The organism is Salegentibacter sp. 24 (assembly GCF_004362395.1).
GTDB lineage: Bacteria > Bacteroidota > Bacteroidia > Flavobacteriales > Flavobacteriaceae > Salegentibacter.
On record NZ_SNWE01000019.1, the window covers coordinates 16,587 to 37,113 of the forward strand.

Sequence of the window (20,527 nt, forward strand, 5' to 3'; positions counted from 1 at the left end):
TGTGGGTTAAAATGGCTGTTTGAAAGGTTTTAATTGTGTCAGACTAAAGAAGTTTGAGAATAATTATTTACAAATCTACCAAACAGCCATTTATCTTTTTAAGGTAAAATTGCCTCCAAAATCACCACGGGTACCGTCCAGCATTTCAAACTCTATCCTAAACCAATAATCTTCCACCGGTAATGGGTGTCCGTTATAGGTCCCATCCCAACCCTGTCCGCCGGGAAATAACTCCTTGAGTAATTTACCGTAGCGATCAAAAATATAAAGTTTTAGTATTTGGATCTCAGGAGTATTCTCAATGGTCCAGGTGTCGTTATACCCGTCAGAATTTGGCGTGAAAAAGCGTGGATAACCTACTAAATAAAATTCTTCAGAAGTGGTTGTTCCGCAGCCATTGATTTCGCGGGCACTAATACGGTGATATCCGGGAGCCAGGTTTCTAAACACCGGGCTTTCCTGCCAGGGACCATCATCAGCGCGGTACTGGTATGTGGCGTCTTGAATTCCGGCCCCTGCTGTGGCCTCAGCGGTAATTATATAGCCACCGGTAAAATCACTGCCGGCAATTTCAATGGAAAGCATATCAGGTCTTGAAAAAACAGAAAGCCTGGTTTGAAATGCCCCGGTACACCCAGAGATCGTATTGGTGATGTTAAGGCTTAATTCATTAAAATCCGGGATCTGTGTAAAATTCAAAATTGCCTCGGTGCTAATGGTATCACCCTCTGCGATCCAGTGGTAGTCATAATCAGCCCCCAAATCTTCACCCAGGCCAGCTTGGTCTGGTACAGAGCCATCCGGATTAACACAAAGAATACTTTCCTGGGGCAGAAAATTCTCAGGGAGATATGCCGGTTCTATCTGAAATAAAATTTGCTGGGAAAGGCAGGCACTTTCTTCCCCCTCTACCTGTGCAATTATTTCACCGGACTGCTCAATGGGAAAGGCAGCGGCGTTTGTAATCCGATTTCCAGCTTCAAAATCCTGTAAGGAAGCATAAAAATTCACCCGGTAATTTTCTTCCCCACTATTGCCGCTTAGAATTTCAGGCGAAGCGGAAGTCAAATCTATGGTAGTTTGATTGGGATTACAGATGTAGAGATCTTCCGGGGTATTTGCCAGGGGCTTGCTATAAAAACTTATTTCAATTTCATCTTCATCGGGACGTTCGGTAACATTTTCATACACAATTACCTTGTAGCGGCCAGAATCCCTTACTGTCAGGGTTGCTTCTTCCTGGCCTGGAATAATCTCAAAACTATCCGCCGCTTCATTAAATCTATACCATTCATACCGTTCTACCCCACTTGTACTGGCATCTAAAATAGTCTCCTCTTTACCACAAATAACCCTATCAGGTCCAAGGACCTCATCCAGGATCCCACAATCCGTGGAACCGGAAGTAGCCTGGTCGGCATTGGTTTGTCTTAAACTTATAAATCCCGGTAGCTGGTCGTAATTTGTAATCAGGACGACATAGACCTGGCCCGCTTCAGCATTGGGAATATCCATTTGTTCTATAGCGGCAGGTTCGTAACTGCAATCTATAATATTTTGAGCTACCAGAGATTGGTCTGAACAATACTCGTCCGTTCGCTCAAAGGGTCCCCAAACGATAAAATCCACATCGTACTGGGACCCACTACCATCTTCATTTTGAAATTGAGAAATATTAAATCGCAGATTCCCGGTTTCTTCCACCTGCAAATAAAACCAGGCCGGGTAAGGCTGGGATAACAGGCAACCGTAATCCGGCCCTACTTCCCCATTTGCGATAGCACTATTATTGACATTAGAATTGGGAAAAACCAACTCCTCATCCCCGGCACAAAAAGGATCTAAATTTTCACAAGAGCTTCCCTGGCCGTAAACAATGCCCTGCCCTGTGTAAAGAATAAAAAAACAAAAAAGAAGAAGCAATCCTTGTTTCATAATAGGAAATAGAAGTTACAAAATAACAAATATCTATGTAAACCGCTGCTTATATCTTTATATAAAAACCTATTAAATATGTATCTTTGCAAGCCAAACAATCGGTTTACGACTATTATTGTAAAAACGGTATGAAAATAGACAAAATTTTGAATGAAATTGATGAGCAGGGAGATGCCCACGCTGGAAGCAGTGCTGAAAACCCTATTCGTGAAGATGCTTTTGAGCTGAGTGAGATTGAAAAAGTTGCGCTCATCAACAAGGATGTAAAACATATTATGGAAACTTTAGGTCTTGATCTTACCGATGACAGCCTTAAAGGAACTCCTCAAAGGGTAGCAAAAATGTTCGTAAATGAAATTTTTGCAGGATTGAACCCCGAGAGAAAACCCATTGCCTCTACTTTTGAGAACAAGTATAAATACGGCGAAATGCTGGTGGAAAAGAATATTACCGTGTATTCGACCTGCGAGCACCATTTGCTTCCTATCGTTGGTAAGGCCCACGTGGCCTATATTTCAAAAGGTCGGGTAATAGGACTATCTAAAATGAACCGGATTGTAGATTATTTCGCGAAAAGGCCTCAGGTACAGGAACGAATGACCATGCAGATTGTTCAGGAGTTACAAAAAGCACTGGGCACTCCAGATGTAGCCTGTGTGGTTGATGCCAAGCACCTGTGCGTGAACAGTCGTGGAATTAGAGATATAGACAGCAGTACCGTCACCAGTGAATTCGGCGGGGCCTTCAAAGAAAAATCCGTGAAACGGGAATTTCTTGACTATATAAAACTGGATACTTCCTTTTAAATATTTTCTTTTTTAATAACCAACACTAACTATCTATGGCGCTTTACCAGGAACAGAGCTTGAAAATATACAATTCTATGAGCGGGGAAAAGGAAATCTTTGAACCGATAAACGAAGGTAACGTTGGAATGTATGTTTGCGGCCCTACTGTATACAGTAATGTTCATTTAGGTAATTGCCGAACCTTTATCTCCTTTGACCTTGTATTTCGTTATTTGAAACACCTTGGATATAAAGTGAGATACGTCAGGAACATCACCGATGCCGGCCATTTGGAAAATGATGCCGACAGCGGGGAAGACAGGATTGCCAAGAAGGCGCGCCTGGAACAGATTGAACCCATGGAGGTCGTACAACGCTACACCATAGATTTCCATAACATCCTGCAAAAATTCAACAATTTACCGCCAAGTATTGAACCCACGGCAACCGGTCATATTGTGGAGCAAATAGAAATCGTAAAAACCATTATAGAAAAGGGATTCGCCTACCAGGTAAACGGTTCTGTTTATTTTGACGTAAAAAAATTCAATGAAACCAACCATTATGGCAAATTAAGCGGTAGGGATATTGAAAATATGATCGCTAATACCCGCGAACTTGCCGCGCAGAGCGATAAGAAAAATCCCCAGGATTTTGCGCTTTGGAAAAAAGCGGAACCCCAGCATATTATGCGCTGGCCGTCCCCCTGGAGTGATGGATTTCCCGGATGGCATTTAGAATGTACGGTGATGAGCACCAAATATCTAGGGGAAGAATTTGATATTCACGGCGGGGGAATGGATTTAAAATTCCCACACCATGAATGTGAAATTGCCCAGGGAGAGGCAGCTACTGGGAAAAACCCGGTTCATTACTGGCTGCACGCCAATATGCTCACCTTAAATGGTAAGAAAATGGCTAAAAGTACCGGGAACAATATTCTTCCGGAAGAAATTTTCTCCGGAAACAATGATATTTTAGAGAAGCCGTTTTCACCAAATGTGACCAGGTTTTTTATGCTTCAGGCGAATTACCGAAGCATCCTGGATTTTTCAGATGAAGCTTTAAAAGCTAGCGAAAAAGGCTTTAACCGGTTAATGGATGCCTATCATTTAATTGAAGAGCTCCCGGTTTCCGGGAAATCAAGCCTTGATATCAAGACCTGGAAACAATCTTGTTACGATGCGATGAATGATGATTTCAACAGCCCGATTTTAATTGCCCGGCTTTTCGATGCGGTTAAAATGATCAATAACATAAAGGAGGGGGCGGCAACCATTACTGCGGAAGATAAAGATGAACTTGAGAAAACCATGTCGGCTTTTATGTTTGATGTCCTGGGACTTTTAGATCAGGTTTCTGAAAATAATGACACCTCTGATAAGCTTTCCTCAACGATAGAATTACTGATAAAACTTCGCGCTGAAGCCAGGAATAATAAAGATTTCGCTTTAAGCGATCAAATAAGGGATCAACTACAGGAATTAGGAATTCAGCTTAAAGACGGAAAAGAGGGTACTACTTTTAGTATAAAATAATTTTCAAAGCAAAGGTGAAACGATGTTGGAACCTGTCTCAAATCAAAACTTAGAGATTGTGCTAGCTTAGCGGATTTTTCTGCGGACAATCATGTGCGTTCGTACATTTTTTATACAGGAGGCTGCGCGTAATGCAAAAAATCCGATTATGAAAGGAGAATTAGAGACTAATCGATTGAACTTAAAACTAATAACGATATCGGATTTAGAAAAAATACACGAATTGCTCTCATTACCCGAAACTGACAAATTCAATACTTTAGGGATTCCAACAAATATTAGGGAAACTGAAAAAATATTGGAGGAGTTGATAACTAAAAATAACAACGGAAAAGAAACAAATTTTACTTTTAAGGTTGAGCTCAAGGATGAAAAATCTTTTATTGGACTTCTTTCATTAAACTTGGGAAATCCAAAATTTAAGAGTGCCGAAGTTTGGTATAAATTTCACTCTCATTTTTGGAACAAAGGATATGCAACTGAATCGTTATACAGAATTCTTGAATTTGGATTCGAGGAACTCAAATTACATCGGATCGAAGCTGGTTGCGCTGTTGATAATATTGGAAGTATTCGGATTTTAGAAAAAGTTGGTATGACAAAGGAGGGTAGGAAAAGGAAAGTTTTGCCTCTTAAAGATGGTTGGTCTGACAATTTTGAATATGCGATTTTATCATCAGACCCAAAAAACACAGTACTCAACAAGATATAACAAAGATGCTTAAAAAATACCTGGCATATCCGTTTATTCTGTTGGTGAAATTTTACCAGAATTTTATTTCCCCACTTACCCCAGCCACCTGCAGGTACACACCCACCTGTTCCCAGTACAGTTTAACCGCTCTGCAGCGCTTTGGTGTTTTTAAAGGGGGATGGTTAAGCTTAAAACGTATTTTTAGTTGTAATCCCTGGGGAGGCAAGGGTTATGACCCGGTTCCCGAAAAAACAGAAACCAAAAGATAGGGCAACTACTTGCAAATATGTATCTTTACCCTACTAATCAATTTTAATTTATGCTTATTAACGCCATTACCTGGAGCCCTTCGGAAGGTTTAGACTTAGGTTTTTTTACCCTTCACTATTACAGTTTGATGTTTTTGATAGCCTTTGGACTTGGCTGGTATATTATGAAAAGTATTTTCATAAGGGAAAAAATCGCGATCGAAAAATTAGATTCTCTCTTTATTTATACCGTTCTGGCTACCCTTATTGGTGCAAGACTGGGACACGTGATTTTTTATGACTGGGATTATTTTCAGAACCATTTATTGGAAATCTTCTTACCGGTTCGTTTTGAACCGGAATTTGAATTTACAGGCTTCAGAGGGCTGGCTAGCCACGGTGCCGCCATTGGTATCATTATCTCGATGTACCTGTACCGAAAAAGAGTGCTTAATAAACCCGTGCTTTGGATACTAGACCGGATTGTGATCCCGGTAGCCAGTGGGGCCATTTTTGTCAGAATAGGCAATTTTTTAAACTCGGAGATTATAGGAAAACCCACCAACTCTGATTATGGGATCATTTTCGCTAATTTAGGCGAGACTTTCCCCAGGCATCCTGCACAGTTATATGAATCTTTCTGCTATTTACTTATCTTTATAATCCTGTGGTATTTATACTGGAAGACCGAAAAACGCCATAAAATAGGTTATATTTTCGGCTTGTTCCTGGTTTTATTATGGACGGTTAGGTTCTTTATTGAATTTATAAAAGAAGCTCAGGTTGAAGAGCGTACCACCTGGTTATTAAACACGGGCCAGTGGCTGAGTATACCATTTATAATTGCCGGGCTTTACTTTATGTACAGGCCGACCAAACCAAGAACCGTATGATACGTAAATCCATAATTTTATCTTCCATTTTGGTGGCTTCTATACTATCCTCCTGTAAGGACGACGGGGATCAGCAGGCACCTATTGAAACCGAAGAAATACGTTTTACAAAAGAAGGGGAGGCAACGCTGCTTAAGCCCAACGGGGATACCATAAAACAAATAGACATCGAAATTGCCGATAATTCATATGAACGCCAGACAGGTTTAATGTATCGCAAAAGTATGGAGGATCAGCAGGGGATGCTGTTTATTTATGAAGATGAGGCCCCCAGGGCATTTTATATGAAAAACACCAATATTCCCTTAGATATCATTTATTATGGTGCAGATAGTACGGCCGTGAGTTTTCAAAAGAATGCTCAGCCTAATGATGAAACCTCCTTACCCTCCGAATTACCAGCCCAGTATGTTCTCGAGTTAAATGCAGGACTTGCTGAGGATTGGAATATAGAAGTTGGTGATAAAATAGATTTTAAGCGAATCGATTAGTTTTATTGTAAACTCCATTTTCAACTAGCCTTTTCCTCAATTAGAAAAGAGAGACCCTTATAGGTACTTCTGCATTTAGCTGTCTCCCATATCAGGGACTAGGCTCCCTTCTGATTTCAAATACCATTTTAAGCAGCCTTATGATCAAATTCAAAAAGCCATTGATCATCTTTTCATAAAGCTATTAAAACAAAAAAGCGCTCCATTTCTGGAACGCAATTTTGATTATATACCTTTAAAGGAGAGCCTAAACAGTAGTTTCCTTAGCTTCTTCTTCAGTTTTCTTTTTCTTTTCAATCTTTGATTTGTCACTTACACTATCATACATCACAGGAGTCGCAATAAATAAAGATGAATAAGTACCTACGATCACCCCAATAATCAAGGCAAACATAAAGCCTCTGATGCTTTCTCCTCCAAAGATGAAGATGGCAAGCAATACAATCAAGGTCGTAAGCGAGGTGTTCAGGGTACGGCTAATGGTACTATCCAAAGCGGTATTTACCGTTCTGCCTAATGGCCAGCTGGTATGTTCATTAACAAACTCCCTGATCCTGTCAAATACAACTACCGTATCGTTCAATGAATAACCGATTACCGTTAGGATTGCTGCGATAAAGGCCTGGTTGATTTCCATGCTAAAGGGCATTACTTTGTAAAGCAATGAGAATATACCTAAAACGATGATAACATCGTGAGCAACAGCAACCACGGCACCAATACTAAACTGCCATTTCCTAAATCGCAATAGGATGTAAAGGAAAATAACTACCAGGGATCCCAGGATCGCCCAGAAAGAGTCATTTTTAATATCATCGGCAATAGTAGGCCCCACTTTCATGGATTGCATAATACCAACCTCTTTTGCAGCTCCTCCAGCGGTAAAATCTTCGAAACTAAGATCGGCCGGAAGATATGGTTGAAGGGCTTCAAACATGGTCTGCTGGATCTCCTTATCCACAGCGGTACTTTCTTCTTCAACCTTATACTTGGTAGTAATCTTTAACTGGTTATCCGGACCAAAGGTTTTTGCCTCGGCACTTCCGAATTCAGCAACCAGGGCACGTTCAACTTCTGTTGGATTCACATCCTGCTCAAAACGTACGGTATAGGTTCTACCTCCCACGAAATCAACCCCCGGGTTAAGGCCCTGTACCAACAGAGAACCAAGGCTGATAATGATTAATATCCCGGAGAAAATATAAGCTAGTTTACGTTTTTTCAACCAATCTACTTTTACATTTCTGAAAAGATTTTTAGTTGCTCCTGTAGCAAAATCAAGGGTTTTTCCTTTTTTACCATATCCGTCAATGAATAACCTGGTTATAAAAATTGCGGTAAACAAAGAAGTAGCAATACCTATTAATAAAGTAGTTGCAAAACCTTTGATCGGGCCGGTACCCAGAATCAATAAGATAAAGGCAGTTAAGCCGGTAGTAATGTTGGCATCAAGAATAGAGGAAAGCGCATTACTAAAACCGTCTTTAATGGCATCCTTTTGCATTTTGCCTTTGGCGAGTTCTTCCCGGATCCTTTCGAAAATAAGGACATTAGCATCCACCGAGATACCAATGGTTAAAACAATACCGGCAATTCCAGGTAAAGTTAATACGGCACCTAAACCGGCAAGGATTCCGAAGATAAACAGGATATTCAATACCAGGGCAACATCGGCGAAAAGGCCGGCCTTACCATAGTAAAAAACCATCCATAACAATACCAGAACCAGGGCGATCCCAAAGGACCACATCCCGCTGTTTATTGCTTCCTGACCTAAACTTGGTCCTATAATTTCACTTTGAATTATTTCTGCAGAAGCAGGAAGCTTACCTGCTCTTAGCACATTGGCCAGATCCTGACCTTCGGTTATGCTGAAGTCTCCAGAAATCTCACTTCTCCCACCTGAAATAGGCCCGGTAGAAACTCCGGGAGCAGAATAAACCGTGTTATCTAAAACAATGGCAATATTGCTTTGTTGTGATGAAGCCTGCCCGGTCATATCTTCCCAAATCTTGGCTCCAGTACCGTCCATTTGCATGGACACGGCAATACGGCCCATCTGGTCGTAAGTTTGTTGGGCATCAGTGATCACGTCCCCACTAAGTGGTGGCTCCATATCCCTATTCCCCTTTAATGCATAAAGCCCTACAACACCTTCATCCTGGGGAATACCCCAGGCAAATTTAGCGTAACGCTGGTCTGCCGGAAGTAAAGATCTTACCTGGGGCGTAGCAAGGTATTTATTTACCGTCGCAGTATCCTCCACGGCAAAATAGGCCAAAACAGGACCTCCCTGAAAGCCTGGGCTTTCAATGAGTTCAAATAAAGGATTGTTAGCCGTATTTACCTCGGTGGAATCTTCACTTTCCGCAAGTAAGGCATCAATATCGTTTGCTCCTTCAGTAGCCGTAGTGTCGGTTGGAGTGGTAGTTTCTTCACTCTTTTTATCTACAATATCCTTAAGTACATTATTAGCCTGGGCTAAAAAGTTACCTAAGGCAGTATTTTTATATACGTGCCAGAATTCAAGTTGCGCAGTACTCTGCAACAAACTTTGTACCCTGTTAATATCTTTAGCACCTGGTAATTCTACCAGGATTCTTCCTGAATTTCCTAAACGCTGAATATTGGGTTGGGTTACCCCAAATTTATCGATACGTTTTCTAAGTACTTCAAAAGCTGAAGTAATAGACTCATCGACCTTTCTCCTAATTACAGTTTCCACCTCTTCATTAGACATCTCGAAGTTGATCTCATCGCTTAATGTTTTATTTGCAAAAACATCAGGAGATGCAAGTCGGGCATCAGGGATATCGTTAAAAGCCTCGAAGAAAAGGTTTATATAATCTTCCTGGCTATCCTTTGAAGCTTCCTCTGCTTCATTTAAAGCCTGATTAAACGCAGGGTCGTCGGTATTATTAGCTAAGCCGGCCAGGATATCTTTTACCGAAATTTGAAGAATCACATTGATTCCCCCCTTCAGGTCAAGCCCCTTATTCAGCTCCTTGTCTTTGGCCTCACTATAGGTAATACCGGCAATAATCTCCTCATCCGCTATGGAATCGAGATAATTTTGCTCTTCAACATCTCTCAATGCTGAATAATCCTCTACATTTTCGCTAATTTCTTGCGTGGCAAAATCTTCAGCTTCACTTTCTACATCATTGGTAATAAAAGTAAAAGACAACTGGTATATACATACCAGTCCAAATAAAATTGCAAAAACCTTAATCAGTCCTTTGTTCTGCATTATTCCTTAAATTATAATTAATTAGGTCGATTTTAAAAACGGACAAATATAGGGTTTCAAAAATGAAATGCCAACAATTTTTTTTTGAATAATTTAACTTTTAAACATAAAAAAGACCGCGTAATTAGCGGCCTTTCTTGTTATATTTTAAAGCTTTATACGTGCTTAAAGTTCTAGAAGCGCATTGGTTTTCTTCACGCCTTCAGCACTTTCCTTAATTTTATTAGCCTCGGCATCATCCAGTTCAATCTCTACGATCTTCTCAAGCCCCTCTTTTCCTAGAATTGCAGGAACGCCAATACAAATATCATTCAGGCCATATTCCCCCTGTAGCATGGCCGAACAAGGGAACATTTTTTTCTGGTCACAGGCAATGGCCTGTACAAGGGCAGACACTGCTGCTCCAGGGGCATACCAGGCACTGGTTCCTAATAACTTGGTTAGGGTTGCACCCCCAACTTTAGTGTCTTCAGAAACCTGGTTTAAGCGGTCTTCAGATAAAAAGGCTGAAACCGGAACTGAATTTCTTGTAGCCAACCTTGTTAAAGGCACCATCCCGGTATCACTATGGCCTCCGATTACCATCCCATCCACATCTGATGGAGGACAATCTAAAGCTTCGCTCAGTCGATACTTGAAACGTGCACTGTCTAAAGCTCCACCCATTCCAATAATTTTATTTTTTGGAAGTCCTGTAGTTTTATGCACCAGGTAAGTCATCGTATCCATTGGATTGCTTACCACGATTAAGGTTACATTTGGAGAGTGCTTGATAAGGTTTGAAGAAACTTCTTTTACAATTCCCGCGTTTATTCCGATTAATTCCTCACGTGTCATTCCCGGTTTACGGGGAATACCACTGGTAATTACTGCCACATCACTGCCTGCAGTTTTAGAATAATCGTTTGTGGTCCCTGTAATTTTAGTATCAAATCCATTGAGGGTTGCGGTTTGCATCAAATCCATCGCTTTACCTTCGGCTACTCCATCTTTAATATCGAGTAAAACCACTTCCGAAGCAAAATCTTTAATGGCAACATATTCCGCACAACTTGCCCCAACGGCACCTGCTCCTACTATAGTAACTTTCATCTTATATTTTATTTAAATCGATTAATATTTGAACCCAAAAATACAAATATTGGTATAGTATTACTATAAGATATGGTTAAAACTATAGGTTTTATATTTTAAAATGCAGGCCGACATTCAGGTGAAAAAATTTACCTGCGGTTGCCATGGTGCTAATCTTAAAACGATCCATGTAAATATTAAAACCCAGATCGGCTTTAATCTGAGCCTGGGTTTGTTCTAGTCTACCAAGTGCTGAATTAATAGGCCCCAGGGCAAAACCACTCCCGCCCATCGCATAATTAAATTTAGAATTAGTTGCACCCAGCGCACCAAATACTTCAAAGCTGTCGCCATATTTCTTGGAACCAATTACCGAGGCCATCCAGAGATTGGAATTTACATTGACCAGGGTAAGGTTTCCAAAAGAACTTCCGTCCGTAGCTAAATCTACCGGTTCGATGAATTCATATTCTACATCAAACTTGTTATAGGCAATTATCGCTGCCGCCTGGAAATCATCTTCATTATTGAATCTGAAATACTGTGAAAAATTGTGTTTTATTGCCGCACCATAGGTGATGAAAGCTACCCCATCCACCATCAACTGTGGCAAGAATCTGGCTGAAAATTCTGTTTCATAAGGCAGTCCGACACTCGCCTGCACAAAGGGATAGGCAATGACGCTTTTATGAATACCCTCTATGGCCTGGAACCTAATCGGAACATTATTCCCCTGAAAATTAATATCCCCAACAAAATAAGTATCAGATTTTCCACCAAAGGCAGTAGGTATTACAGCATTACTGCTTTCTCCTTCAATACTTAATATAGGGACACCATTCTCGTGTACTCCGGCAAAATCATTATTGGAAATCGTAAAAGTTTGTCTGTTGGAAGGCACAAACAAGGCGTTGGCCTGAAAGGAGATCTCTACTTGCCATGGCTTTAGGGCCGTAGCCGATGTAAACCAGCCAGCACCAGCCTGGTAAGCAGCTCCTTCGGCCGCAGGGCCTGCAAATTCATCTGCGATAAAGAGCATTTCATTTGCGAATCTATCGACATCACTTTCCTGGGCGTAGGTGGACAATGAAAATAAAAAAATAAAAATGAAGGTTTGAGCTTGAAATTTCAAAATAAGTAGGTGTTAAGTTAGTGGGGTAAAAATAGCAAAAAAAAATTCTATTTATCAGTTCTGTAAAAAGCAAAAAACCCATAAGATATCTTACGGGTTTTTTGCTTTAAGGTTATTATGTACTATGCATCAATATTCGCATATTTAGCATTTTTCTCTATAAATTCACGTCTTGGCGGTACTTCATCCCCCATTAACATCGAGAATATTCTATCGGCTTCCCCGCTGTTATCAATATTGACCTGTCTCAATTTTCGTCTTTCCGGATCCATAGTGGTATCCCAAAGTTGTTCAGCATTCATTTCTCCAAGACCTTTATAACGCTGAATTTGTACGCCCCCACTGTAACTTTCTGCAATCTCATCTCGTTCCTGCTCACTCCAGGCATAGCGTTTTCTGCTTCCCTTTTTCACCAAATATAATGGTGGGGTTGCAATATAGATATGCCCTCCTTCTATTAGTTCCTTCATATACCTGTAGAAGAAAGTTAAGATCAGGGTTTCAATGTGACTACCATCTACATCGGCATCACACATAATCACCACTTTATGATATCTTAGTTTATCAGTATTCAAAGCTTTGCTATCCTCTTCGGTACCGATGGTTACCCCCAGGGCAGTGTAAATATTTTTTATCTCCTCGTTGTCAAAAACACGATGTGTCATCGCTTTTTCTACGTTGAGAATTTTACCTCTCAGTGGCAATATGGCCTGGAATCTACGATCCCGACCCTGCTTGGCGGTACCACCAGCAGAGTCTCCCTCAACAAGAAACACTTCACTTTGCACAGGATCCTGTTCAGAACAGTCGGATAATTTCCCGGGTAAGCCACCAATACTCATCGCGGTTTTACGCTGTACCATATCACGCGCTTTCTTAGCTGCGTTTCTGGCCTGGGCAGCAAGAATTACCTTCTGAATGATGGTTTTTGCATCATTGGGATTTTCTTCCAGGTAATTTTCAAGCATTTCTGAAACAGCTTGAGAAACAGCTGAAGTTACCTCCCTGTTCCCAAGTTTTGTCTTTGTCTGGCCTTCAAACTGGGGCTCAGCCACTTTAACAGAGATGATCGCAGTCAAACCTTCCCGGAAATCGTCTCCTACGATCTCAAATTTCAATTTATCCAACATCCCGGAAGCATCGGCATATTTTTTAAGGGTCGTGGTCAGTCCACGTCTAAAGCCGGATAAATGCGTTCCTCCTTCGTGGGTATTTATATTGTTTACATAAGAATGCAGGTTTTCACTAAAAGAAGTGTTGTAAACCATGGCCACCTCAACAGGAATATCATTCTTCTCCCCCTCCATCGCGATGACATCGGCGATAATTGGTTCCCGATTGCCGTCTAGGAATTTTATAAATTCTTTTAATCCCTCTTCAGAATGGAACCTTTCAGATAGGAATTCTCCCTTTTCATTAACCTCACGCTTATCGGTAAGTGTTATTTGAATTCCCTTATTCAAATAAGCAAGCTCCCGCATTCTGCTGGACAAAGTTTCGTAACTAAAATCTACGGTTTGCTGAAAAATACTGGGATCGGGCTTAAAAGTAATTACGGTCCCGTTTAAATCCGTCTCTCCAACAGGCTTTACTGGATAGAGCGGTTTTCCCAACTCATATTCCTGTTCCCATACCTGGCCGTCTCGGTAAACAGTAGCTTTTAATGCGGAGGAAAGCGCATTAACACAACTCACCCCAACCCCGTGCAGACCCCCGGAAACTTTATAAGAATCTTTATCGAATTTACCACCGGCACCAATCTTGGTCATCACAACCTGCAGGGCGGACACCCCTTCTTTTTTGTGAAGGTCGATCGGGATTCCCCGTCCGTTGTCCTCTGTTCTTACCGAACCGTCTTCATTAATAGTTACTTTGATGGTATCGCAATGACCTGCCATAGCCTCATCTATAGAGTTATCTACCACCTCATACACCAAATGGTGTAAACCTCTTATGCCGGTATCCCCAATATACATGGAAGGTCTAAGGCGCACGTGCTCCATTCCTTCTAAAGCCTGAATACTATCGGCCGAATAACTGTGTTTTTTGGGTTCTTCGCTCATATATTTTTGCTAATTAAATTCGTCTGTTTTGAATAACGAACAAATATAACAAAACGCATATTTTTAATGGGCCAGTAAGCTCTTCAAGCACTTTAAGTTATTAACAATTTGTGAAGAAAAAAGCCCATAACACAGTGATTTTTACACTGTATTACGGGCATAACAAACCACACGATTGTTTAACCTAAACTCTTGCTAATTCTTCCAGATCTTTCTTGGCATTTGTAGCTACGTGAGAGGTGTTCGCACGACCGCTTGGATCAAGGTCCTCCTGCCATTTCGGGATCCATCTTTTTACTGTTTTCGCAGCGCTTTCCTGTGGGAAGTGGCTGTGGAATATCTCTCTATAGAAATACGCTTCCTTAGTGGCTGGTGTATTGTATGGATACTTATCAGAAGCGCTTGCCATTTGCTCATCTGTAACCCTGGCTGAAGCGTACGCGATCAGCTCATCTATCCAACTATAACCTACCCCATCGCTGAATTGTTCTTTTTGCCTCCATAAAACCTCTTCAGGTAAAAATGGGTCTTCGGGAGTATCAAATGCTTTTCTTAGAATATATTTCTCTACACCATCGTATGTTTTTGGCAGTTTATGCACAGCTTCAGTCTCCATTGCTGTTTTTAAGAATGCCTTATCTAAAAACGGCACCCTGGCTTCAAGTCCGTGCGCCATGGTAGACTTATCGGCCCTCAGGCAGTCTGCAGTAGCAAGCCTTTGCACCCTTCTGATGGTTTCCTTTTGAAAATCTTCTGGCGATGGTGCGTTTTTAAAGTACAGGTATCCTCCGAAGATCTCGTCGGCTCCTTCCCCACTCAAGACTACTTTAACACCTTTTTCCTGTATTCCTTTTGATAGGAAGTACATCGGGGTACTGGCCCTTATAGAGGTTACATCGTAAGTTTCTAAGTGCCATACCAGTTTTTTCAGGATATCAATACCTTCTTCGACGGTGAAGTAAAATTCGGAATGCTCGGTTCCCAGGAATTTAGCAACTTTTCTGGCTGCGATTAAATCTGGAGCTGTTTCATCTAAACCTATAGAGAAGGAATGCAACTTTTGTCCACTGTCCTTCATTAACCTTGCGGCAATGGATGATGTTAAAGAAGAATCTAAACCACCACTTAACAAAACACCCAGCGGGACATCAGCCATTAATCTCTTGCGAGTGGCCTCGATTAGACTTTCTCTTATCTTGGAAAGGTCTAAGGCTTGAGTCGCTTTTTTATAATCAAACCAATCCGGAGTGTAATATTCCACAAACCCGGTTTGTGGGGTATAATAATGTCCGGGAGGAAATGCAGCCAAACTACTACACTGATCTACTATAGTTTTCATTTCACTGGCAAACCAAATAGTACCTTCATCATCGGTTCCATAATACAGTGGTTTCACCCCAATTGGATCCCTGGCCGCTATAAAATCCTTACCATCAACCACCACGAAAGAAAATACCCCGTCTAGTTTATCCAAAAAATCAACGCCATATTCTTCATATAAATGAACAATCACTTCTGAATCCCCTGTAGTTCTAAAAGAATGATCTTTTAATTCATTATTTCGCAAAGCCTGGTGGTTATAAATCTCGCCGTTGTGAATCATCCAGGCAGTTGAAGTGCCCTGGATGGGTTGTTTTCCGGTTTCAAGATCTACAATTGATAATCTCTCGTGACTCAGTACATAACCTTCTTCGGTTACATGTACATCACTTTCGTCTGGACCGCGGTGCGACATTCTTTTTGACAACCCGCTGATCTTCTCTTCTGATAATCGTTTTCCGATTACTGCTAAAATTCCACACATAACATTTGCTTTAATAATTCCATACAAATATGCGCCACAGGTTACAGTTTACAAACACAGTATAGCTAATTGATATAATATGAAAATAAAAAAACTGAAATTAGAATTCATTTATAAGATAACAACCCCTGATTCACTAATAAATCTTACATCTGTAAATAATTAAAATTTTAACAGCTTCTAAATAAAGAATTAACACTCGGGCTCTTATTGGTATAGTATCTTTAAGCTGAATTTATTCACAAACATAATAAGCAATGAAGAAAACATTTTTAACTACGGTATTTTTAATAAGCATAGTTGCTTTTTCAAATCTCCAGGCACAAGAAACAGATACTACTAAGGGACCTAATTTCCCAAAATTAGATACCAGTCCAATGGATATGGTGCTGTACCGGGACCTGAGCGATGAAGAAGTTATGCGGGTAATTTACAGCAGACCGCAAAAAAGAGACAGGGAAATCTTCGGAAAATTAGTACCCTATGGCGAAGTATGGCGCACAGGGGCAAACGAAGCAACCGAAATCACCTTTTATAAGGATATGCAGATTTCCGGAAAAACCATTGAGGAAGGAACTTATACTTTATATACCATTCCGAAAGAAAATGAATGGACAATAATCTTAAACAATTCCACCCATAGCTGGGGCGCTTATGAATATAGCGAAAAAGAAGATTATGTACGAATTGATGTTCCCGTGAGGAATTCGGACTTTACTATTGAAAACTTCTCTATGGCTATGGAACGTGCCGAAGACGGAAGCGGAGTTAACCTATTGATGGGTTGGGCCGATAAATATGTTAAGGTACCCTTTTCACCCGTACAGTAAAAATTAGTTGAAATCAAAAATATAAACGGTTGTTTAATTTAAACAGCCGTTTTTTTTATGGGATATTCAGATATTTATGGGTTTGTAAAGAAACTTTCCATTTAGGATTTTTCATCACAAAATCCACGATAAGCGGCATCATCTTTTCCCTGTTACTCCATTCCGGTTGTAAATATAAAATGCAGTTTTTGCTAACTTTTGCAGCTTGTTCTTCAGCGAATTGAAAATCATGTTTATTAAAAATGATCACTTTAAGCTCGTGAGCCAAGGGATAAATTTCCTGGGTAGGTAATTTAATTTTCTTGGGAGATAAGCAGATCCAATCCCACTGCCCGGTAAGCTTATAGGCCCCGGAAGTTTCAATATGAATATCACAACCTTTGGATTTTAACGCACCGGTAAGCCTGGTCATATCCCAGGTTAATGGTTCGCCACCGGTTATTACAATGGTCTTACTACTTGCCACCGCCTTTTCCACGATCTTCCCAATATGGGTTGGGGGATGAATGGAGGGATCCCAGCTCTCTTTAACATCACACCAGTGGCATCCTACATCACAGCCACCAATTCTGATAAAATAAGCAGCCGTTCCTTTATGAAATCCTTCTCCCTGGATGGTATAAAATTCTTCCATTAACGGAAGCATAATCCCATCGTCTACAAGTGCCTTAGTCTCTTCTGTAATCATAGCCCGCAAAGATACGGAATCTCTTATTTTTAAGCTGTGCTTCGGGACGAAATCCTTTTTAATCTATAATAATCGCATTTTCTACCTGAAAGTCTTTTTTGAAGAGATCTACTAAAAACCCATTAATTACTGCATAATTCAATTTTCCGTCTTTTTCAAGAAAGAAATTAGGTTCAAGGTTTTCGGGAAGTTGAAAATCTTCTGCTACCAGGTTTATAGGTAGCTTGGTGAATTCTTGCCGGGGTAATTCTTTTAATCGAATATAGGCATAGCCTTGCTTTAATATTTCTGAAATATTTTCCTCTTCGAGTTGCCCGGAATTGGCAAAAGTCTCCGGGTAAACCTTTCCCTTTATTAGTTTATAACCTGTGGCGTCAAGCTCCTTATAGCCATAATAGGTAGAAAGATCACCTCGATCTGAAATATAGGAGTCATAAAAATAATCCAGGTTTTCATTTTGGATTTCCTCCTGGTTAATTCCTAAATCCAGGATATATTCCTCCCCGAGCAATTCATAGGAAAGCCCTTCGAGTTTTAAATCAAATAAATTTCTATCGTTATTGGGAATGGCTTCATAGCTGGAAATATCTGCGTTTTGATAATCTTCCTGGGCAATGGAGAACAGGGCAGCCAGAATGGAAACGAAATTCAGTTTTCTGATTTCCTGTTTTTCCGGATCATTGGGATAACCACCAGATTCGATTAAAATAGTACTTGTACCCCATTTTTGCATATTGTCTCCAAAAGCCCTTGGCTCAAAATCATCATTATAACGACCCACCTGTCCCGGTGCGTATTTTTGGATAATATCATTCATTTGCACAATGACCCGCATGGCATCCCCGCGCACCTTGTTTATGGATTTTTCATAATTATAGGCCGGGGCGAGATAAGAAATGCTTGCCGGTTTCGGGGTTCTTTCTGCATTGTAATAAGTGCTTTGATCGTGAAGGTTAAACCCGAAATCAGCCTCCAGGCTATCCCGTACTCTTTTGAGCGTTTTACTCTCCGGTGACTGCAAACGCAAAGCATCCCTGTTAATATCCACTCCCAGTAAATTTCTACGCTGAAATCTTTGCGCTCCATCGGGATTGACCATGGGTAAAAAGTGAAGTTTCACTTTTGCCAGCAGTTCGTTTTTTACCTCTGAAAATTCCCTGGAATCTAAAAAATTGAGAATATCAAAAATGGCCATGGTTGCGGTAGATTCGTCGCCGTGCATTTGAGACCATAGAAAAATGTCAAGTTCACCCTGACCTATCGAAATCAATTCAAGTGGCCTGCCCTGGATAGACTCCCCTACTTTGGTAACCTTAAAGTCCCGATTCTTTTTAAATTCCTCAATTAAAGGTTGAATTTTGGCCCGGGTAAATCGGCGTTTTTCAATAGATTCTTCCTTAAAATTCTCATAAGAACTATAAAGTTTAGCATATAGCGGTTTCTTTTGAGCTGAGCCGAGGCTTATAATTCCGAATAAAAATAATAGGCAACTTATATTTTTAAAGTTCATTTGGTCTCTTTTAAGGGTTTGGTTTAAAATTAATGTTTTTAGTTTCTCCTGCGAGTGTTTGTTTCCATTCTTTTCTTACGAAAGGCTTTCGGGACTTTTTTAAACCAAAATCTCCCGGGCTGGCCGGGAGATTAAAGAATGTTGCTTTTATAAAACTTTTATTCATCCCAGAAAATAGGATCTATCAAAGTCACATCGGGCACATTGGCTCCGTTTCTTCCAATTTCTGAATCCGGATACCCCAGCCTCTTAATGAACTGACCATTAAGATCCGGGTTAACATTGGCCGGAAGATCAAAATTTTCATAGTCATAATCATGCCTTCGGGCATCCACCCAGGCTTCCGGATGCAAGAACATAGCTACCCATTTTTCTTTAAAAATAAGGTCTAAGGTAAAGTCCTCCACGCCGACACTTACTTCCGGACTGTTGATATAGGCATCTATTTCTGCCGGCTCTACTCCCAACATCCTCATATGCGCTCTTATCCCTTCCAGATAAGCATTATAAGCACGGGTTTTATCGATTCCAAAGGCAGCTTCAGCTTCAATAAATTTTTGTTCTGCATAAGTTGCTATGAGGATCGGCGACTGTTCAGAAGAATAAAAATCCCCGGTCTCCAGGGTAGAACGCTCTCCCGAAGCAGCTGCTGTACCACGACCAGCTCCATTGGGAACGCCAATATATTCTCCGTCATCAGTAGCTCCAATCATATAAGGAATACGGGGATCTACTACCCCAAAAGTTGTTCCATCGGTAGCCTCCACAAATTGCTCTGAAATCCAGCCCCCAAGAATCAGATCTGCATTATTGATAGCCACATCAGCCCACGGATTGAATTCCTCTTCAAAATATTCTACCTGGGCGTTATCTGCATTACTTTCAAAACCGGCATCAACTGCAGCTAGTACTTCAGCAGGGTTATATTGATCGGTTTGGCTTAAATGATTTTTGTAACGTGCTTTAAGCATGTTTGCAAACTTGATCCATTTCTGCGCATCTCCATTGTAAATAAAATCATCTGACTCAATCGGCAGGTCTGTTTCCTGGGAAAGATTTGCAATTCCACTGTCCAGTAATTCAAAAATTCTACTGTACAACTCTGCGTCATCATCATAAGTAGGGGTAATGGTTTCGAAATTAAAACTTTCACTATAAGGAACATCACCGAAGGCATCCACGGTCATCGCCAGGTTTAAAGCCATCATTACCTGTCCGGCACCTTCGTAATGGGAAGCTCCAGTCTCATTGGCCTCGAGTATCATATCATTTAGATCCGTCATCACATCATACAGGGCAGACCAGGTCCCGCTAAAACTAAGGGGATCCATAACATCTGTAGCACTAGCCTGGTTAGGAGAAGCCAGATACTGGACATAATAAGATGTTGTGCTTCCAATCCTAAAGGTGTTCTGAGCGGTTTCAAATGTAGAATTCACCATTAAACCGGCTAAAGGTGCCGTTGTGGGGTTATTGGGATTCTCATTGATATCAAGATAATCATCGCAGGCCGAGAAGGTGAGAAATAGCCCTGCAATTGCTATATAATTATATGTTTGTCTTAAAATTTTCATATTCAATATTTT

The 20,527-nt window shown here is 40.7% G+C and carries 16 protein-coding genes; 7 read left to right on the plus strand and 9 right to left on the minus strand.

The features are described from left to right. Positions 1-90 precede the first annotated feature (90 nt). Positions 91-1,935, minus strand: a complete 1,845-nt coding sequence (locus DET49_RS13460; protein WP_133548593.1) for a T9SS type B sorting domain-containing protein — start codon at positions 1,933-1,935, stop codon at positions 91-93. Positions 1,936-2,066: 131 nt separating this feature from the next. Between DET49_RS13460 and folE the strand changes: the two genes are divergently transcribed. From folE to DET49_RS13490, 6 genes are all read left to right on the plus strand, one after another. After that, positions 2,067-2,744 carry a GTP cyclohydrolase I FolE gene (gene folE / locus DET49_RS13465; protein ID WP_133548594.1) on the plus strand — a complete coding sequence of 226 codons (678 nt, stop codon included), beginning with the start codon at positions 2,067-2,069 and terminating at the stop codon, positions 2,742-2,744. Positions 2,745-2,779: 35 nt separating this feature from the next. Next, positions 2,780-4,264 carry a cysteine--tRNA ligase gene (gene cysS, locus DET49_RS13470; protein ID WP_133548595.1) on the plus strand — a complete coding sequence of 495 codons (1,485 nt, stop codon included), beginning with the start codon at positions 2,780-2,782 and terminating at the stop codon, positions 4,262-4,264. 148 nt (positions 4,265-4,412) lie between these two features. Beyond that, positions 4,413-4,976 (plus strand): GNAT family N-acetyltransferase, encoded by a 564-nt coding sequence (locus DET49_RS13475; RefSeq protein ID WP_133548596.1) that lies wholly within the window; start codon positions 4,413-4,415, stop codon positions 4,974-4,976. 5 nt (positions 4,977-4,981) lie between these two features. Beyond that, positions 4,982-5,227, plus strand: a complete 246-nt coding sequence (gene yidD, locus DET49_RS13480) for a membrane protein insertion efficiency factor YidD (RefSeq protein WP_133548597.1) — start codon at positions 4,982-4,984, stop codon at positions 5,225-5,227. Positions 5,228-5,277: 50 nt separating this feature from the next. Continuing rightward, entirely contained in the window at positions 5,278-6,099 is an 822-nt protein-coding gene (gene lgt / locus DET49_RS13485) for a prolipoprotein diacylglyceryl transferase (RefSeq protein WP_133548598.1), read from the plus strand. Further along, the gene (locus tag DET49_RS13490; RefSeq protein WP_133548599.1) at positions 6,096-6,590 is read left to right on the plus strand and encodes a DUF192 domain-containing protein; all 495 of its coding nucleotides are present in this window, start codon (positions 6,096-6,098) and stop codon (positions 6,588-6,590) included. Before lgt ends, DET49_RS13490 begins: the two co-directional genes overlap by 4 nt. Before the next feature lie 247 nt (positions 6,591-6,837). On the opposite strand, the gene secDF is transcribed toward DET49_RS13490, so the two are convergent. From secDF to asnB, 5 genes are all read right to left on the minus strand, one after another. After that, positions 6,838-9,840, minus strand: coding sequence for a protein translocase subunit SecDF (gene secDF / locus DET49_RS13495; protein WP_133548600.1), 3,003 nt, complete (start codon positions 9,838-9,840; stop codon positions 6,838-6,840). A gap of 165 nt (positions 9,841-10,005) precedes the next feature. Then, positions 10,006-10,932: a malate dehydrogenase gene (mdh, locus tag DET49_RS13500; RefSeq protein WP_133548601.1), complete on the minus strand. Its 927-nt coding sequence runs from the start codon at positions 10,930-10,932 to the stop codon at positions 10,006-10,008. Positions 10,933-11,023: 91 nt separating this feature from the next. After that, positions 11,024-12,046 (minus strand): DUF6588 family protein, encoded by a 1,023-nt coding sequence (locus DET49_RS13505; RefSeq protein WP_133548602.1) that lies wholly within the window; start codon positions 12,044-12,046, stop codon positions 11,024-11,026. 122 nt (positions 12,047-12,168) lie between these two features. Further along, on the minus strand, positions 12,169-14,109 hold the full coding sequence (gene gyrB, locus DET49_RS13510) for a DNA topoisomerase (ATP-hydrolyzing) subunit B (protein ID WP_133548603.1): 1,941 nt from the start codon (positions 14,107-14,109) through the stop codon (positions 12,169-12,171). Positions 14,110-14,293: 184 nt separating this feature from the next. After that, positions 14,294-15,913: an asparagine synthase B gene (gene asnB, locus DET49_RS13515; RefSeq protein ID WP_133548604.1), complete on the minus strand. Its 1,620-nt coding sequence runs from the start codon at positions 15,911-15,913 to the stop codon at positions 14,294-14,296. A gap of 257 nt (positions 15,914-16,170) precedes the next feature. On the opposite strand from asnB, the gene DET49_RS13520 reads away from it, so the two are divergent. Continuing rightward, complete coding sequence (locus DET49_RS13520) at positions 16,171-16,743, plus strand: DUF2911 domain-containing protein (protein ID WP_133548605.1); 573 nt, start codon at positions 16,171-16,173, stop codon at positions 16,741-16,743. A 55-nt stretch (positions 16,744-16,798) separates the two neighbouring features. On the opposite strand, the gene DET49_RS13525 is transcribed toward DET49_RS13520, so the two are convergent. From DET49_RS13525 to DET49_RS13535, 3 genes are all read right to left on the minus strand, one after another. Beyond that, entirely contained in the window at positions 16,799-17,431 is a 633-nt protein-coding gene (locus DET49_RS13525; RefSeq protein WP_133548606.1) for a 7-carboxy-7-deazaguanine synthase QueE, read from the minus strand. Between the two features lie 58 nt (positions 17,432-17,489). After that, positions 17,490-18,941 carry a M14 metallopeptidase family protein gene (locus tag DET49_RS13530; RefSeq protein WP_133548607.1) on the minus strand — a complete coding sequence of 484 codons (1,452 nt, stop codon included), beginning with the start codon at positions 18,939-18,941 and terminating at the stop codon, positions 17,490-17,492. A 158-nt stretch (positions 18,942-19,099) separates the two neighbouring features. Beyond that, positions 19,100-20,515, minus strand: coding sequence for a SusD/RagB family nutrient-binding outer membrane lipoprotein (locus tag DET49_RS13535; protein WP_133548608.1), 1,416 nt, complete (start codon positions 20,513-20,515; stop codon positions 19,100-19,102). Between the last annotated feature and the right edge of the window lie 12 nt (positions 20,516-20,527).

Excerpts from the sequence above, each read along its gene's own strand:
- DET49_RS13460 (WP_133548593.1), bottom strand. The coding sequence starts at position 1,935 with ATGAAACAAGGATTGCTTCTTCTTTTTTGTTTTTTTATTCTTTACACA.
- folE (WP_133548594.1), top strand. The coding sequence starts at position 2,067 with ATGAAAATAGACAAAATTTTGAATGAAATTGATGAGCAGGGAGATGCC.
- cysS (WP_133548595.1), top strand. The coding sequence starts at position 2,780 with ATGGCGCTTTACCAGGAACAGAGCTTGAAAATATACAATTCTATGAGC.
- DET49_RS13475 (WP_133548596.1), top strand. The coding sequence starts at position 4,413 with ATGAAAGGAGAATTAGAGACTAATCGATTGAACTTAAAACTAATAACG.
- yidD (WP_133548597.1), top strand. The coding sequence starts at position 4,982 with ATGCTTAAAAAATACCTGGCATATCCGTTTATTCTGTTGGTGAAATTT.
- lgt (WP_133548598.1), top strand. The coding sequence starts at position 5,278 with ATGCTTATTAACGCCATTACCTGGAGCCCTTCGGAAGGTTTAGACTTA.
- DET49_RS13490 (WP_133548599.1), top strand. The coding sequence starts at position 6,096 with ATGATACGTAAATCCATAATTTTATCTTCCATTTTGGTGGCTTCTATA.
- secDF (WP_133548600.1), bottom strand. The coding sequence starts at position 9,840 with ATGCAGAACAAAGGACTGATTAAGGTTTTTGCAATTTTATTTGGACTG.
- mdh (WP_133548601.1), bottom strand. The coding sequence starts at position 10,932 with ATGAAAGTTACTATAGTAGGAGCAGGTGCCGTTGGGGCAAGTTGTGCG.
- gyrB (WP_133548603.1), bottom strand. The coding sequence starts at position 14,109 with ATGAGCGAAGAACCCAAAAAACACAGTTATTCGGCCGATAGTATTCAG.
- asnB (WP_133548604.1), bottom strand. The coding sequence starts at position 15,913 with ATGTGTGGAATTTTAGCAGTAATCGGAAAACGATTATCAGAAGAGAAG.
- DET49_RS13520 (WP_133548605.1), top strand. The coding sequence starts at position 16,171 with ATGAAGAAAACATTTTTAACTACGGTATTTTTAATAAGCATAGTTGCT.
- DET49_RS13525 (WP_133548606.1), bottom strand. The coding sequence starts at position 17,431 with ATGATTACAGAAGAGACTAAGGCACTTGTAGACGATGGGATTATGCTT.
- DET49_RS13530 (WP_133548607.1), bottom strand. The coding sequence starts at position 18,941 with ATGAACTTTAAAAATATAAGTTGCCTATTATTTTTATTCGGAATTATA.
- DET49_RS13535 (WP_133548608.1), bottom strand. The coding sequence starts at position 20,515 with ATGAAAATTTTAAGACAAACATATAATTATATAGCAATTGCAGGGCTA.